General features: G+C 69.5%; 16 protein-coding genes. 8 read left to right on the forward strand and 8 right to left on the reverse strand.

What is annotated here, in order from left to right; translation table 11 throughout:
- Positions 1-10: 10 nt before the first annotated feature.
- From OZ403_RS01040 to OZ403_RS01055, 4 genes are read right to left on the reverse strand one after another with little or no spacing between them, the layout of a single operon-like run.
- Entirely contained in the window at positions 11-1,537 is a 1,527-nt protein-coding gene (locus OZ403_RS01040; protein WP_268783269.1) for a response regulator, read from the reverse strand.
- Complete coding sequence (locus OZ403_RS01045; protein ID WP_140786689.1) at positions 1,530-3,581, reverse strand: hybrid sensor histidine kinase/response regulator; 2,052 nt, start codon at positions 3,579-3,581, stop codon at positions 1,530-1,532. Before OZ403_RS01045 ends, OZ403_RS01040 begins: the two co-directional genes overlap by 8 nt.
- Positions 3,578-4,282 (reverse strand): hypothetical protein, encoded by a 705-nt coding sequence (locus tag OZ403_RS01050; protein WP_268783270.1) that lies wholly within the window; start codon positions 4,280-4,282, stop codon positions 3,578-3,580. Before OZ403_RS01050 ends, OZ403_RS01045 begins: the two co-directional genes overlap by 4 nt.
- A gap of 7 nt (positions 4,283-4,289) precedes the next feature.
- Entirely contained in the window at positions 4,290-4,952 is a 663-nt protein-coding gene (locus OZ403_RS01055) for a cobalamin B12-binding domain-containing protein (protein ID WP_140858118.1), read from the reverse strand.
- Between the two features lie 297 nt (positions 4,953-5,249).
- Between OZ403_RS01055 and OZ403_RS01060 the strand changes: the two genes are divergently transcribed.
- Genes OZ403_RS01060 through OZ403_RS01070 form a run of 3 tightly spaced genes read left to right on the forward strand, consistent with a single transcriptional unit; the run spans position 5,250 to position 7,131 of the window.
- Positions 5,250-5,735 carry an RNA polymerase sigma factor gene (locus OZ403_RS01060; RefSeq protein ID WP_026113921.1) on the forward strand — a complete coding sequence of 162 codons (486 nt, stop codon included), beginning with the start codon at positions 5,250-5,252 and terminating at the stop codon, positions 5,733-5,735.
- Positions 5,732-6,523 (forward strand): ActD-like protein, encoded by a 792-nt coding sequence (locus OZ403_RS01065; protein ID WP_268783271.1) that lies wholly within the window; start codon positions 5,732-5,734, stop codon positions 6,521-6,523. The genes OZ403_RS01060 and OZ403_RS01065 overlap by 4 nt, the downstream gene beginning before the upstream one ends.
- Positions 6,523-7,131, forward strand: coding sequence for a peptidase (locus OZ403_RS01070; protein WP_140796295.1), 609 nt, complete (start codon positions 6,523-6,525; stop codon positions 7,129-7,131). The genes OZ403_RS01065 and OZ403_RS01070 overlap by 1 nt, the downstream gene beginning before the upstream one ends.
- Before the next feature lie 21 nt (positions 7,132-7,152).
- On the opposite strand, the gene OZ403_RS01075 is transcribed toward OZ403_RS01070, so the two are convergent.
- Entirely contained in the window at positions 7,153-7,614 is a 462-nt protein-coding gene (locus OZ403_RS01075; RefSeq protein ID WP_140786692.1) for a DUF6748 domain-containing protein, read from the reverse strand.
- Between the two features lie 210 nt (positions 7,615-7,824).
- Here OZ403_RS01075 and dnaN point away from each other — a divergent pair, with 210 nt between their 5' ends.
- Positions 7,825-8,931, forward strand: a complete 1,107-nt coding sequence (gene dnaN / locus OZ403_RS01080) for a DNA polymerase III subunit beta (RefSeq protein ID WP_140786693.1) — start codon at positions 7,825-7,827, stop codon at positions 8,929-8,931.
- A 100-nt stretch (positions 8,932-9,031) separates the two neighbouring features.
- Positions 9,032-10,384, forward strand: coding sequence for a hypothetical protein (locus OZ403_RS01085; RefSeq protein WP_268783272.1), 1,353 nt, complete (start codon positions 9,032-9,034; stop codon positions 10,382-10,384).
- Between the two features lie 123 nt (positions 10,385-10,507).
- On the opposite strand, the gene OZ403_RS01090 is transcribed toward OZ403_RS01085, so the two are convergent.
- A complete protein-coding gene (locus OZ403_RS01090) occupies positions 10,508-11,782 on the reverse strand; it encodes a DUF1990 family protein (RefSeq protein WP_268783273.1) in 1,275 nt (424 codons plus the stop codon).
- Positions 11,779-12,411, reverse strand: a complete 633-nt coding sequence (locus tag OZ403_RS01095) for a DUF1990 family protein (RefSeq protein WP_140786696.1) — start codon at positions 12,409-12,411, stop codon at positions 11,779-11,781. Before OZ403_RS01095 ends, OZ403_RS01090 begins: the two co-directional genes overlap by 4 nt.
- A gap of 83 nt (positions 12,412-12,494) precedes the next feature.
- On the opposite strand from OZ403_RS01095, the gene OZ403_RS01100 reads away from it, so the two are divergent.
- The 3 genes from OZ403_RS01100 to sitI6 all read left to right on the forward strand — a co-directional run bounded on the left by OZ403_RS01100 (position 12,495) and on the right by sitI6 (position 14,370).
- On the forward strand, positions 12,495-12,824 hold the full coding sequence (locus OZ403_RS01100; RefSeq protein ID WP_140786697.1) for a hypothetical protein: 330 nt from the start codon (positions 12,495-12,497) through the stop codon (positions 12,822-12,824).
- Between the two features lie 145 nt (positions 12,825-12,969).
- Positions 12,970-13,641 (forward strand): SitA6 family polymorphic toxin lipoprotein, encoded by a 672-nt coding sequence (sitA6, locus tag OZ403_RS01105; RefSeq protein ID WP_268783274.1) that lies wholly within the window; start codon positions 12,970-12,972, stop codon positions 13,639-13,641.
- Positions 13,642-13,647: 6 nt separating this feature from the next.
- The gene (gene sitI6 / locus OZ403_RS01110; RefSeq protein WP_140796953.1) at positions 13,648-14,370 is read left to right on the forward strand and encodes a SitI6 family double-CXXCG motif immunity protein; all 723 of its coding nucleotides are present in this window, start codon (positions 13,648-13,650) and stop codon (positions 14,368-14,370) included.
- On the opposite strand, the gene OZ403_RS01115 is transcribed toward sitI6, so the two are convergent.
- The gene (locus OZ403_RS01115) at positions 14,360-15,469 is read right to left on the reverse strand and encodes a DNA alkylation repair protein (RefSeq protein ID WP_268783275.1); all 1,110 of its coding nucleotides are present in this window, start codon (positions 15,467-15,469) and stop codon (positions 14,360-14,362) included. The genes sitI6 and OZ403_RS01115 overlap by 11 nt on opposite strands.
- Positions 15,470-15,497 lie beyond the last annotated feature (28 nt).

Consider the following 15,497-nt stretch of genomic DNA (forward strand, 5'->3'; position numbering starts at 1 on the left):
CTTCAATCCCTCACAGCTCGGAGAGGATTCGGTCCAGCTCGTCAGGCTTCACGGGCTTGACCAGATGCCGGTCGAACCCGGCGCGCAGTGCCTGGTCCCGTCCCTCGGGGCCGCCATAGCCCGTCATGGCCACCAGCCGGATGCCGTTGCCCACCTGGGCACGCAGCGTCTGCGCGACCCGGTAGCCGTCCATCCCTGGCAGGCCGATGTCCACCAGCGCCAGCTCGGGCGGCTGCGCCACCGCGAGCGCCACGCCCTGGAGGCCGTCCGGCGCCACCGCCACCTGGTGGCCCCACAGCTCCAGGAGGTCGTGCATGGCCTGACGCGCGTCCGAGTTGTCCTCCACCACCAGGACGCGCCGGCCGCGGCGGAGGTCCACCGCGTTGCGCGCGGGCACGGGCTCGACCATCGTGGGGTCCAGGGGCAGCTTCACCACGAACTCGCTGCCGTGGCCGGGGCCGTTGCTTCGCGCCGTCACCTCGCCGCCGTGGAGCTGGACCAGCTTGCGCACCAGCGTCAGGCCAATGCCCAGGCCGCCGCGCGAGCGCTCCAGCGAGGTGTCCGCCTGCGCGAACAGCTCGAAGATGCGCGGCAGCACCTCCGGCGGGATGCCGATACCAGAGTCCTTCACCCGCACCACCGCCTGGGCCGAGCCGTCCACGCCTTCCTGTTCCACGTGCAGGTGGACGCAACCCGTGTCGGTGTACTTGATGGCGTTGTCGAGCAGGTTGGTGAAGACCTGCTCCAACCGCGTGGCATCCGCCTGCAGCCAGAGCGGACCGGAAGGCAGCGAGACGTCCAGGCCCAACCCACGCGAATCCGCCATGGGCTGCACGAGTTGGAGCACCTGCCGCAGCACGGGCACCAGGTCCACGGGGCCAGGGCGCAGCTCCACCTTGTCGCGGGTGATGCGGCTGACGTCGAGCAGGTCATCCACCAGCCGCGCCAGGTGGGTCGTCTGGCGCTGGATGATGCCGCGCATCCGCGCTTCCTTGTCATCGCTGGCGGGCCTGCGCTCCAGGATGCCAATGGCTGTCATGATGGCGGCCAGCGGGTTGCGCAGCTCGTGCCCCAGCATGGCCAGGAACTCGTCCTTGCGGCGGTCCATCTCCGCCAGCTCGTTGGCGCGGTTGCGCGCCACCTGCTCCGCGTGGCGCAGGCGCAACAGCGACTTCACCGTGGCGATGAGCTCCGCGCCCTCGAAGGGCTGCGTGAGGTAGGCGTCCGCGCCGCCGTCCAGGCCGCGCACCTTCTTGTCGGAGGTGACGAAGGTGGCGGAGGTGTGCAGCACCGCCATGGCCGCGGTCTGGGGATTGGCGCGCAGCCGCTCGCAGACCTCGTAGCCGCTGATGTCCGGCAGCTTCACGTCGAGGATGACGACGTCCGGGCGGTGTTGCTGCGCCATCAGCAACGCGCCCATGCCGGTGGCCGCCTCCAGCACGTTGTAGCCCGCCAGCGAGAGCAGCCGGTTGATGAGGTAGCGGTTGGCGTCGTCGTCGTTGACGTTGAGGACGGTGGCCAGACGGGGCTCAACCACGGCGGCTTGTCTCCTGCAGCAACGCTTGGGAGCCCAGGCCGGCCTTGGACAGGGCGTCCCGGATGCGGGTGATGGCCACCTCGCGGCTCAGCGTGTGCTTGGCGAGGATGGCGGCCGTCTCCTTCGCCAGCCGCGAACGCTCGGCCTCTTTCAGCTCGTGCGAGGTGTGGAGGATGACGGGAACGTCACGCGTGCGCGGGTCCGCCTTCAGCTCGTCCAGCACGTCGAAGGCGGTGATGTCCGGCAGCACGAAGTCCAGGAAGATGAGGTGCGGGGACTTCTCCCGCGCCAGTTGGACGCCTTCCTTGCCGCCAGCCGCCTCCAGCAGGACGTAGGGCATGTCCTTGAGGAGCTGCTTGAGCAGGTAGCGGTGCACATCATCGTCGTCGATGATGAGGATGCGCTCCACCGGACCGGTGCGGGCCATGGCTTGCAGCTTGCGTTGCAGCCGCGCCTCGTCCACCGGTTTGAGCCAGAACTCGTCGGCGCCCAGCGCGCGGGCTTTCTGCTCGCGGTCCGTCACCGTCACCACCAGGATGGGGATGTCGCGGGTGGCCTCGTTGTTCTTCATGTCCGCCAGGAAGCCCCAGCTCGTCTCGCCCTCCAGCATGACGTCCAGCACCATGGCGGCGGGGCGCACGCGCTCCAGCACGCGCCGGGCCTCATCCGTGCTTCGCACCGGCAGCACCTGGAAGCCGGAGCGCGCCAGGTACTTCTCGTAGAGGAAGAGCGTCTGCCGGTCGTCCTCCAGCACCAGCACCGGCGCCCGGCTGGGGTCCAGGTGTGCGCTGCGCTCGGTCAGGCCGGTCATCTCCGTGACCTCCATGTGGACGCGCGGGAGGGTGACGGTGAACGTGGCGCCCTGTCCCAGCGCGCTCTTCACGGTGAGCGTGCCGCCCAGGAGCTCTGTCAGCCGGCGAGCCAGCGGCAGGCCCAGGCCGGTGCCCTTCGCCTTGCGTTGCAGGTGGCTCTCCACCTGCGAGAACTCCTCGAAGATGCGCTCGTGGTGCTCCGGCGCGATGCCAATGCCCGTGTCCTGCACGGTGAAGACCACCGTGTCCCGGGGGCCGGGCGCCGCTGACACCGTGACGTGGCCGGACTCGGTGAACTTCAGCGCGTTGGACACCAGGTTGCGCAGCACCTGGCTCAGCCGGGACTCGTCCGTCTCCAGCTCCAGCGGCGCGTCTGGCTCCACCAACCGCAGCGCCACGGGCACGCCAGGCGGCAAGAGCGGTTTCATCATGCCGCGCAGCGCGCTGAGCAGGTCGCGCACCACGAAGCGGCTGTGGCGCAGCGCCGCCTTGCCGGCCTCCATCTTGGAGAGGTCCAGCAGGTCATTCACCAGCTCGAAGAGGGCCTCCGCGGAGTTGCGGATGAACTGGACCTGCTTCTCCTGCTCGCCGCTCAGGGCGCCGTTGATGGGGTTGAGCAGCACCTTCGACAGGCCGAGGATGGAGTGCAGCGGGGTGCGGAACTCGTGGCTGACGTTGGTCACCACGCGGCTCTTGATTTCCGCGGCCAGCTGGAGGCTTTCGGCCTTCTCATCCAGCGCGGCGTGGAGGCTGCGCACGCCGCGGTTGGACTCCTCCAACTCGCTGTTGAGGCGGGCCAGTTCGTCCGCGCGGCGCTTGAGCTCGCGCTGCTGGCGCTCCGTCTCGCGGTGGAGCGCGGACAGCTCGCTCAGGGTGGTGCTCACCCGCTCGAGCGCGCTGCCGTAGTCCTCCGGCACCAGGCTGCCCACCAGCAGCACGCCTCCGTCATGGGGCCGGGCGCGGAAGGCGAACGTCGCGGGCACCTGGTCCCGGCAGAGGATGAGCTCCCAGCCCTCCACCTTCTCGTCGCGCGCCCGGACCAGCAGCCGGTCCACCTTCTCTTCGGTGCCCTGGGCCGCCAGCCCACGCAGCGGCTGTCCGGGTTCGGCGGCGAGGGCGTTCCGGGCGCGGGCGTCCACCCAGGTGAGGGTGCCGCCCGCGTCGCAGGCCAGGGCGACCTCGCGGCTGAGGTCGTCGAAGAACGGCGGCTCGGCGGAGGCGGGATGCCTCATGAACGAGTCTCCTCCCAGGACACCCCCGCTTCGGCGAGGAGTGCCCGTGCTTCGGGGTGACGTGAGCCCAGCACGGACTTCAACATGCCCAGCACACTGGGAAATGCCAGGAGGCCAAATCCGCGCCTCGGCCAGAAGCCGGCGTACCAGCGCACATGGTCGCCCAACAGGTCGGACTTCCCGGCGGCGAGCGCGTCGGCCACGTAGGACAGCTGCAACTGGAGCTCTTCCTCCAGGCGGGGCTGGTCCTCGGGGATGATGTAGAGCGTGAGGCGCGCCGTGGCGGCGCGTGCGAGCTCGGGCGCCTCCTCTTCCAGCAGGCGGGCCGGACCCTCCTGGTAGCGAAGGGCCTGTCGCGCGGCGCCCACGTAGTCGTGGGGTTCGCTCCCGGGGCCCCAGCCTTCCGCTTCCAGCGCGGCGGTCAGCCCGGCGAAGTGCCGGTCCAGATGGCGCGAGCACATGCCGCGCGACACCAGCAGGGTGCGCAGCCAGCGGGCGTAGCCCTCCAGGACAGAGGGGAGGTGTTCGTCCAGGGACTGCACCAGGTAGCGGATGTGGAAGCGCGCGTCCTCGTCACCGAAGCGCTGCGCGCGCTCCAGGCCGTAGCGGGCGGCCCAGAAGGGGTCCTGATAGAGCGCCTCCTGAGAGGCGGTGGCCAGCCGGTCCGCCCGTGCTTCCACGCTCTTGCTCACGCTCTCCATGGTGCTTTCAGACTCCCAGGAACCGGCAGGCGGACGCGACGAACTCCCGCGCGTCCTTGCCGAAGAAGTTCACGCCCAGCTCCTCCTCCAGCCCGGGTGCCCAGTTGAAGGCCAGGCCGCCCACGGCAATGGAGACATCGGGGAGTGTCTTGCGCACGTGCGCCACGGCTTCGCGGAGCGCGGGCAGGTGGTACGTCATCGTCACGGAAAGGGCGACCAGGTCCGGACGAAGCTCGTTCGTCATGCGGGCCAGGTGCTCCGGTGGAACGTTGGCGCCCAGGAAGCGCACGTCGAAGCCGGCCATCTCCAGGAAGTCGCTGGACATGCGCGCACCCACTTCATGCAGCTCGCCCCGGACGCAGGAGACGAGGACGACCTTGCCGTTGAACGGATCCCTGGGCAGGTGCCGGTACAGGTGCGCGAGCGCGAGCTGGGAGACGGCGGTCGCCAGGTGCTCCTGTGCCACGGAGATGACGTTCTCCTGCCACAGCCTGCCGATTTCATACTGGGCGGGCTGGATGACCTCCAGGTGCAGCGTCTGGAGAGGGACGCCCCGGAGCAGTCCCTCGTCCACGAGCAGCCGCAACGCCTCACGCCGGTTCCCGGCGAGCTGCGCTGCGAGATACGCGTTCAGCAGGCCCGTCAGGGCGGAGTCGTTGGAGGTGAGCACGGGCGCCGTGGAGGGGAGGGCGAGGGGCAACGTATCGGGGTTGTGTTTCTCAGTTACAGCGAACTGGCCCCGATTTCATCGCCAACCTGACAGTGCCCGGCCCTTCTTTCACGCGCTCGCGTGCCTGCTTGCTTGTAGCTTTTACCGAATCAGGCGGTGGCATTGTACCTGGGTACAGGGACGCCGCGCTGATTCCCGATAAGTCCCCAGGAAACACGGGACTGAAAAGTCCGAGTGACAGTTCTCCGAGGCCGCGGTGTTTCCCTGTCCGCGGCAACCGAGGGAGGCGAGCGAGCGGTGTCAATCGATGTGGAGGCCTACTACCGGCGCTATGGCCCCCAGGTGCTCCGGCGCTGCCGCTTCCTCTTGCGTGACGAGGAGAAGGCCGTGGACGCCATGCACGACGTGTTCGTGCAGTTGCTGCGCTACCAGGGCGCGCTGAAGGACGCGGCGCCGTCGAGCCTGTTGCACCGGATTGCCACCACGGTGTGTCTCAACAGGCTGCGCGGCGCGAAGCGGCGCCCGGAGGACCGGGAGGACGAACTGGTGCTGCAGATTGCCTCCGCCGACGACACCGAGTCCCGCACCGCCGCGCGCGGCCTGTTGGACCGCCTCTTCGGCCGGGTGCCCGCGTCCAGTCAGGACATCGCGGTGCTGCACCTGGTGGATGGGATGACGCTGGAGGAGACGGCCCGCGAAGTGGGGCTGTCCGTGTCCGGCGTGCGCAAGCGCCTGCGGGCGCTGACGGCAGTGCTGCAAGAGCTGGAGCTGGAGGCCGCATGACATCCGCCCACCACCGCACCCCGGATTGGTTGCTGGAACGAATCGCCCTGGGCGAGCTGCCGCCCGCGGAGCTGGCCGCCGCCCGCGCCCGGCTGGCCGAGGAACCCGACGGCCTGGCCCGGCTCGCTGCGCTGGAGTCCGACACGCACGTCACGCTGGAGGCGCTGCCGCCCGCCCGGGTGGCCCGCGAAGTGGAAGCGCGCGCGGCCCGGCGGGACGCGCCCCGCCCGGCCTTCCGCCTGTCGCCCGCGTGGGGCCTGGTGCCGGCGCTCGCCGCGGTGGCGCTGGTCATGGTGGCCCTGCCTTCCTCGGAAACCGGGTACGGCACGGCCCCGGGGGACACCCGGGAGGTCACGCGCATCAAGGGGCTGGCGCCGCAGCTCGTCATCCACCGGCAGTCCACCTCCCGCCCGGAGCGGCTCGCCGACGGGGCCGCCGCCGCCGCGGGTGACGTGGTGCAGGTGGCGTACATCGCCTCGGGCCGCTCGCATGGCGTCATCGTCTCCCTGGATGGCAACGGCGCCGTCACCCTCCACGCGCCGGATGAGGGCTCCCGGTCCATGGCCCTGGTGCCGTCGGGAACGCAGGTGTTGCCGCGCGCCTACGAGCTGGACGATGCCCCGGGTTTCGAGCGCTTCTTCTTCGTTTCGTCCGATGCGCCCTTCGACGTGGCGGTGGTGCTGGCCGCCGCGGAGGCACTGTCTGGAAATCCCGACGCCTCCTCGGCACCTCTGTCATTGCCCGGGAACTTGACGCAGGCCTCCCTCACGCTGGAAAAGCAGGAGTGATGAAATCCTTTGCGCTCCTCGCATTCGGGCTGTGGGCGGGGACGGCCACCGCTGAGTCCCAGTACGCACCCCGCCTTTCGCTGATGAGCGAGCGGGGGGCCTTCGCCCAGCAGCCGGGGGAGGATGTCTCCGAGTCCTCCTCGAGAGGGTTGCGCCGGGGCTCCACCCACATGGAGTTCTGGTTGAGCGACATCCAGGTCGCCAACATGGGTGTGAAGCTGGGCGGCGGGGCCGTCTACTTCACGCTGATGGCGGGCCTGGAGCCGGGCCGCGACGCGCGCTTCAGCTTCGCGGCGGGCGTGGGCGGCCACATGACGCTGTCCCAGCGGCTCTGGGTGGACCTGGACGTGACGGGCGGCGCCGTCCAGCCGGTGCGCAACCCGCTGGAGGGCGACGGTGGCAACGTGCTGGGGCAGGTCCGGTTGATGCTGGGCTTCCAGCTCATGCCCCGCCTGGCCGTGTTCGCCGGGCCCACCTACAACGCGTGGTTCTCCTGGGGCGCGTCGGACTTCGACTCCATCACCCGGCTGTCCTTCCGGGAGCGCAACCCGGAGCCGGATCAACGCCTCCAGCACTGGCCCGGCATCCAGGTGGGCCTCCACATCTGAGGCCCGCCCGGAAGGGTGTTTTCAGTTCTCCACCTTGCTGGCGCGCAGGACGGTGGCCGCGCCCGCGGGGCCCGCGTTGGGCCGCGTCTCCAACGTGCCCTGAATCTTGAGCCCGGTGCCGTCCAGCGTCTTGCGGATCAACGCACCCGTCTGCTCGTCCGAGCCCTTCGTCACCGCGGACAGCTCCAGTTCGTGCACGGGGATGGGCTCCGCGTCCGGCTTGTCCACCGGGAAGGCGTTGTAGGTGGGGCAGGGCGGGGCGAAGCAGCGCACGCCACTGTCCTTGACGATGTAGACGGCGCTCTCACCCTGCTTGGGCTGGGAATCATTGCTGGGCGGTGGGGTCATGGTGGGCGTTCCGTTCTCGCTGGAGGGGGTTCCATTCTCGCTCGCCGGTGGCGAGGACGTCGCGGCGGGCGGCTTGCTACATCCGGAGACGAAGCCAAGGACAAGGGCGGCGAGCACCAGCGAGCGGCGGTTCATGACGGGCTCCAGGGGAGGAAAGAGGCGCCAGTGTGCTCCGGCTCGCCGCCAGGGGCCAGTCTGTCTCGCGAATTGGTGACTGGCGGTCAGTTGCAGGTGGACATTGCTGCTCCCACGTCGCTCAGGGTTCGTTGACGGACTGGAGTGCAGGGGCTACATCCGGCCTCGTAGATCGGCCTTCGCGGCCGAGACCCGTAAGGACGCCCTCCGATGGAATTCCGCATCGCCGCCGACGAGCTGAAGAAGGCCCTCTACCGCGCCCAGGGCATCGTGGAGCGCAAGACGACGATGCCCATCCTGGCGAACGTGCTCGTCACCGCGAACAAGGGCGGCATCACCGTCACCGCGTTTGACCTGGACATCGGCGTCGTGTCCGAGCACCCGGCCGAGGTCATCAAGACGGGCGCCGTCACGCTGAGCGCCAAGTACGTCTTCGACATCGTCCAGAACCTCCCGGACGCGCAGGTCACGCTGAAGAAGCTGGCCAACAACTACGTGGACATCTCCAGCGGCTCGGCCCACTTCAAGATCGTGGGCATGGCGGCCGAGGAGTACCCCAAGCTGCCGAAGGAAGAGAGCGCGCCCCTGGTGCAGGTGGGGGGCAACACGCTGCTGGAGATGATCAAGAAGACGCAGTTCGCCATCTCCAGCGACGAGACGCGCTACATCCTCAACGGCGTCTTCTTCGAGCCCCAGTCCACCGGCAAGGTCCGCATGGTGGCCACCGACGGCCACCGGCTGGCGCTGGTGGAGCGCGAGCTGCCGGGCGACTTCAAGCTCAAGAGCGGCGTCATCATCCCCCGCAAGGGCCTGATGGAGCTCAAGCGCCTGCTGGATGAGGCGCCGGACGCGGAGTGCCACCTGGGCTTCGCGGAGAACTCGGCGCTGTTCAAGAAGCCGGGCCTCACCATGGTGATGCGCCTCATCGACGGCCAGTTCCCGGAGTACCAGCGCGTCATCCCCAAGGAAGGGGAGAAGGTCGTCCTGGTGCCCAAGGTGCGCCTGCTGGAGAGCCTCAAGCGCATCGCCCTGCTGTCGGCGGACAAGAGCAACGCGGTCCGCATCGGCCTGGAGGAGAACCAGCTCATCATCACCGCGAGCAACCCGGACCTGGGCGAGGCCAAGGACGTGCTGGAGCTGGCCTACCGCGGCAACGGCATCACCATCGGCTTCAACGCGCGCTACCTGATGGATGTGCTCGCCGTGACGGAGACGGACGAGGTCTCCTTCGAGCTGGGTGACGAGCACAGCCCGGGCGTGCTCCATGCCCCCGGCGACCGGAGCTTCACCGCCGTCGTCATGCCCATGCGCGTGTGAGTCGGGTGGGCTCCCTTGAGAGGGCCCGCACCGTTCACTCGTGACGCGTCGGGCCCCTGGGGGGCCTGACACCCGGCCGGTGCCTTCCTATGGTGAGGGCATGGCCACGCACCCGGACAACCTGCGCGCCCGGCTGGAGGACCGCGCGGACCTCCTGGAGGCCACGCGTCTTCGCTATCGCGCCCTGCGCGGCATGCTGGCGGCCTTCTTCTGGAAGGAGCGGGTGCGCTCGCAGTTCGAGCTGCTGCTGGAGGTGGCGCGCACGCAGCCGGAGGTGGACGCCACCCTGGCCGCGCTGAAGCGCCGCGCCGCCGCGGAAGGGTGGCCGGCGAGCGCCGCGCCCATGAAGCTGATGCGCGAGGTGGAGCGCCTGCGGGAGGACGTGCGGCGCGTGGCCTTCAAGCGGCTGCCCGCGGAGGGCCGGCCCGCGACGCTGGGCGAGGCGCTGCTGAAGTTGGAAGAGACGGTGCTGGAGGCGGGGCCGCTCCTGGGGCGGCACATCTGGGCACGGGCGGTGGAGCTGTTGCCGCGCAACCTGCCGGAGCTGCGCGCCGCGTGCGCCGCCGCGGAGGTGTTCGAGCACGTCTTCAAGCGTCCCGCGCCGGAAGGCGTGCTGCCCTTCACGGTGGAGGAGGCGGAGGCGCTTCAGCGGGCGCTGCCGCTGGCGGAGACGGCGCTGGCGGCGCTGTGGCAGCGGCTGGAGCACTTCGACACGCGGGGGCAGGTGAAGGGCTTCCTGCTGGCCCGGGCGTCGCGCGCGCCGCAGCGGGTGCCTCGCAGCGGGCCGGAGCTGCTGCTGCACGTGGCCTTCTGGCGGGGCGTGGCTTGGGCGCGGCTGCGCGCCTTGTTGGAGGAGCGGCTGGCCCCGGTGGTGCCCGCGGACGCCGAGGTGCCGGCGCTGCTGGCGTGGCTGGCCGCGCGCGAGGGGCGTTCCGAGTGTGGCGCGGAGCCGCGGATGGGCGGGCCGGGGCTGTTCGCGCCCGAGGCGCCTGGCACGCAGCCACCCACGAGGCGGCTTCGGGGCGACGATTCGCGGACGGGCGGGTCCGTAGGGCTGCGCGGCGTGGGCGTGGAGGTGGCCGGGGAGGTGCGGCTTCTGGCCTGCGAGGCTTTTGGCGAAGGGCGCGCCGGGCTCTTCGAGCTGGCCGCGCAGCTGGCAGCGCTGTCTCGCGAGCGCCCCGTGGGCACGTGGGATGAGGAGACCGCGTGGGCTCGGCTGTGGAACGCGGCGCAGCGGGCTCGAGACGAGCAGGGCGAGGACGTAGAGCGGCTGCGGGACGCGCTGCGGCTGTTCATCCTCCTTCGCGGCCAGGGACAGACACCTGCGCGCCTGTTCTCTCCCGAGCGGGCGCGGGTTCCCACGGCGGAAATCGGGGCCGACGCGGGCTCGGCCGTGAAGGACCTTCCCGCGCTGGTGCATGCGGCCCGCGCTGCGGCGTGGCGCGGGCGCTAGGCCGCGGCGCGGGTGCCAACGGCGGAGGCCGGTATTGGCCGTGTTGGGCCTGCTTTCGTGGGTGTCCGTGGCCGCGCGGCGGCGTAGCGGAGACGCTCGCCACCGCGTGTGGGTCCGAGACGGTCACGCGGGCGACAGCGTGGCCTGTCCGGCCTGATGCTCGCTGACGGGCAGCAGCCGCGAGGCCAGACCCGCGAGGAGCGCGTCCTCTGTCAGGGCCACGGCCACGTCCGGAACGCCCAGCTTCTTCGTGGCGCTGCGCCGCAGCGAATAGAAGGCCCAGCTCGATGCCAGCGCCGCCAGGGCGCCCAGGGCCGCCGCCGCGAGCCGCCCGCCGCGTTGGCGCTCCGTCGTCACCGAGGCCGCGGCCAGGGCGCCCGACAACATCCGGCCCGTCAACGGCACGGCGGTGACTCGCGGGGGCGCCATCGGCAGCTTGTCCGCGACAAGCTCACCCACGGCGAGCAGGCCTAGCACGCGCGGCGTCCATGGATGCGCCAGGATTCTGGCGAGCCGGTCCTCGCTGTCGGGCTGTGTCTTCGTCAGCCAGCGGCTCGCCAGCGCCGGCGCGCTCATGCTCCGCATTCCCGCCAGCACGCCCAATCCCAGGGCCCTCAACCCGTGTCCTCGATTCATGGCCTCTATCTCCTCCTCCAACTGCGTTTCTCGCCGCCCTGGCGCCCGCTGCGCGAAGAACTGCACCGGGGCCGTTCCCAGCGCATGGCCGGAGTGCGCCAGCCGGCCGTGGCCCGCGAGCTGACCGACGAGCTCCGGGTGCTTCAACGCCAGCTCGCGCACCCGCACGTGCGTCAGCCGGTGCCACGCGCGCTGATAGCGCGGAGCCACCATCGCGAAGCCCAGCCGGCTCCACCAATTGGGGAACTGGCCGGGACGCCAGGCCGCCTCGATGTGGAAGCGCACCTCACCGCTCTCGTGCTCCTTCTTGAGCAGGAACCACTCGCGCCCGGCCTCGATGTGTCCATGGAGCGTCTCGAAGCTGAAGCCGAAGACGCTGCACCCCGCGTCGTGCTCCTCGCGCGTGCCTCCCACCCGCACGCCGCACAGGTAGCGCAGCTGCTGCCCCAGCGCGCGCAGCTCCAGCAGCACCGTGCGGCCCTGCATCGGCTCCTCGGCGGAGAAGTGCCAGGCGACGATGCGCGGGTCGGAGAAGTCGAAGGTCTCCAGCACCTGCTGGGCGCGCTCGAAGAGTCCGCCCGGGACGGGACGCCCTGGCGACTCGCGGCCGAGCACGCTCTCTGAGCGGACCTGGCTCCACCCGCCCTGCAGCGTCATCTCCCCGGAAACCTCCGGGAAGTTGCGCGCCAGCGTGCGAGCGCGCGTCAGCCGGGGCACCATTTCTTCTTCCGTCCAGCCGGAGAACCAGCGCCACTCAATCATTGTCTTCCGTCTCCCCGCGCCAGGAAGGTGGGCCCGTGGGCGGTGTCGCCGCCGGGCGGTTCGTCCTCCAGCTCGGTGGTGTCCGCGTGGATGACGCCATGCACCCCGTCACCGGCCGTCAGCGCGGCGCGCAGGACGAACTCGGTCCAGGTGTTGGTCTGCATGGCGTCTCCGGCGGTGACGAAGCCGAGGTAGTGGAACGTCGAGCCGGAGCGCGCCCGGCTGCGGATGTGGAAGATGACATCGTCGCGCGCGTTCCGGTAAGCGCCGAAGGTGATGCGGCCCGCCTCCGGGTGCCCGTGGAGCGTGCCGAGCGTGAAGCTCTGGGCGTCCTGGTGGATGACGCGCACGGCGAAGGTGCCCGCGCCCTGAATCTTCACCGTCAGCGATTCGTCCAGTTCCAGCGGCTGGCCTTCGCGTCTCTTCTGTCCGCGCTCGAAGACGCAGAGTTCGGCGGGCGCGAACTCGGCGAAGCGCACGGACACCCAGCGCATGAGCTCCTGGGGTGAGACCCGGCAGTTCCGGATGACCGCCCAGTAATCACGCTGGAGCAGGGGGCCTGCTCCCTCTTCAGGGAGCTGGAGCTCGCCTGACTGGTTGGCGTCTGTGTGCATGGACTCGCTCGCCATCTCGCCCTTTGCCTCCATCGGTCACACCATGATGGGGACCTCTCCGCGGGGCTGCATGGCGCGGCCCGGCGGAAGAGCGCTGCATGCGGCGGGGCTGCCTGCCCGCCCTGGGAGGGAGCATGGAGATGGACATCAACCCGGCGAGCCGGGCGTCGGAGCATGAGTACATGGACGTGCCCCCGGTGGTGCGGGCGGAGCACGCCGAGGCGTCACTGACGCGTTTGATTGAACAGCAGACGGCGAAGGTGCCCTCGCACGTGTTCCTGGTGGCGAGCCTCGCTGCGATGGGCGTTTCCTTCGTCTTGGAGGTGACGGGCCGCTCGCGCCCCAGCCGCTTCATTGGCCAGTGGGTGTCGCCCCTGCTGGTGATGGGCGTCTACAACAAGCTGGTGAAGATTTTCGGGCCGCGGTGAGACTGGGCGCCCATGCGGCCCATCGCGTCGTGGTGAAGAACAACGCGTCCCGTTCCTTGTATGAGGTGGAAGGGGCACGGAAGGCGAGAAGCCGAGGGCCTCGTGGCGTAACGTGTCGTTCCAAACAGGATAGGGTCCGCTTGCTATGCGCACCCATCCTGGCTTGGGTCTTTCACTGCTTGTTGCGTCTTGGTTGGGTTGCTCCACCACCGCAAAGACTCCCATTCAGCGAGGAGCGCACACTGCGACGGAGGCGTGTTCCGCTTCGCATGAGGACCGTTGCGTCAGCCTCCTTTGCGAGGGGGACGCATGTGGCTTCTACCGCTGCGAGGACCTGCTCGGTGAAGTGGAGTTGGCGCGTTTTCCTCCCGCGCGTCCGCCTGTGGCCGCGGCAGCGCCGGGCAGCGGACCTCGGAGAAATTGGGGAGGTGGGCAGCAGCTTCCACGCGGGGCTGTCATGGTCTTCCCCAACTGGAATGGCGGTTCCTCGCGGGTCATTCCTCCGTCGCACCGTTTAACGCCCGGTCGCTGGGAAAAGCACCACATCTTCCCGCAGGCAGAAGACCTGGCTCGATGGTTCGAAGGGCAGGGCGTGAAAATCCACAGCTACACCATGCCCATTCCTCGTGACGTGCACCGGCGGATTCATGGGCCCCTTGGCAATGGTGGCGCGTGGAACAAAGCATGGCGTGAGTTCCGGGACCGGAACCGGAACGCGAGCGCGGAGGAGATTTTCAAGCACGCGGGGGAGTTGATCCATCGCTTCGAACTCATCGGTGGTCCGATTCAGCCCTATTATTCCCGCCCTGGCGCGTAGGGACCCATGACCCGATTCTTCTGGCTGCGTGAAGACGAAGCGGCAACGGCCGCCTTCAGTGGAAGCTTCAACGCCGCGCACAAGTGGAGTCTGCCCGGCGTGAAGTGCTCCGCCTGTGGCACGACCTGGAGTTCCTGGGGGAACCACTATCCCCTCGTGGACCTGTCGCATCTGCCGGAGCGTGTCGCGTTCGAGAAGGCCCGGCCGGAGCAGTTCACGGAGTTCTCCCGTCTTCGGGAACTGGTACGCCCCTTGGCTCCTCCGGATGCGGAACTGCCGCCTGGCGCGGCCTTCGGGCCATTGGTTGGCGCTGCGTTCGGCGAATTCGGTCCATTCACATGGCAGGGGACTTCGCTATTGCTCGTACGCCGCGATGCGATGGAGCGCCTTCAAGCCGAAGGTGTACGCGGTCTGCTGGGCGGACAAACGGAACTGCGATTCCGCAAGAAGGAGTCACCGGAGTTGCTGGACCTCCAACTGGAGCCACGCGGTCTGCTGCATCCGGATTGCATCCCATCCGACGCATCGCCGCCGTGCCCAACCTGTGGGCGGCACGCCTTTGCTCGACCCAATGACCCCATCCTCGCTGCGGCTTCGCTCCCGGCGGATGTGGACGTGTTCCGGCTCGCGAACTTCGCGACGATGATCATCGGGACCGACCGGTTCGTGGATGCGGTGAGGCGCCTCGGGCTGGAGGGAATCGCCTGCCGGGAACTTCCTACCCGCTGACCTCGACGACACCCAGCGGCAATCCTTGTCCGTTCACCAGGGCCTCGAAGCGGTGCGGCCCGGCGTAGTGTTTGCGTGTGGTGAGCTGCGCGAAGGAGACGCGCTTGCTCACCGTCTCCGCCTGCCCCGGGCCAAGCAGCAGCTCGCGCACCTTGAACACCTTGGGCCGCGCCTCGCCGTTCGCCTTCTGGAAATGCACCGCGAGGTCCACCACCAGCGTCTGCTGCTGCTTCGAGCGGTTGGTCACCTCGAAGTGGACCTCCACCGTGTCGCCCAGGGCCGCGCGGCGGGGCAGCTTCGTCACGCGGGCCTCGATGCCCGACGGCGGCCGTGCGCCCACCACCGCCAGCGCCGCGGGCTCTCCGCGCTTGATGGACGAGCGCAGCGCATGGCGCACCAGCCACTCACGCTCCGGCGTGGCGTTCTTCATCCACGCCGTCGCCACCTGCACCAGCAGGGCGGGGTGGTCCTTGCCGATGTCGTTCAGGTTGTTGGCCACCGAGCGGCGCACGTACAGCGCCGGGTCGTCCTTCAGCCGCTCCAGCAGCGAGAGCACCGGTGTGGGGTCCTTCTGGAACTCGCGCAGCCGTGAGGCCCACGGCAGGCGCGTGCGCGTGCCCTCTGACACGAGCCGTCGGACATGTTCGCTCGGGTCCTCCGTCCACTCGCGCAGGCGGGCCAGCGTCTTCGCGGTGTGCCGCTCCAGGTAGGGCCGGATGGAGAACTCCGCGGTGAAGCGCTGGGTGAGCGCGTGCTGGGCGCGCATGGACGGCTCGAAGTGCTCCAGGCCGTGCTCCGCCACGAAAATCGTGTGCGGCAGATAGAAGAAGGTCGCCATGGCCCCTCCCTCCGTGGCCTCCGTCCGGGGGCCAAGCGAGCGCAGCAACACCTCCACCGCCTCCGGGTAGTCTCGGGGCAGCGCACGGTGCAGCGCGCCAGCGATATGACGCGCCCGGTCCATCAACTCATGGCCATCCAGCCCCTTCGCCGCCTCCCGGATGAAGGCGGCACGAGGGAAGGCAGGCGCCGCGGCGTGGAGTGATGCGGCGAGGCGTTCGACAAGCCGCGCGTCGAAGAAAGTCTTGAGGTGGTCCGCCATGGTGCGCGCATCCTGGCATGGGCTCACC

The sequence above is a fragment of the Myxococcus sp. NMCA1 genome, from assembly GCF_026810205.1.
GTDB lineage: Bacteria > Myxococcota > Myxococcia > Myxococcales > Myxococcaceae > Myxococcus > Myxococcus xanthus_A.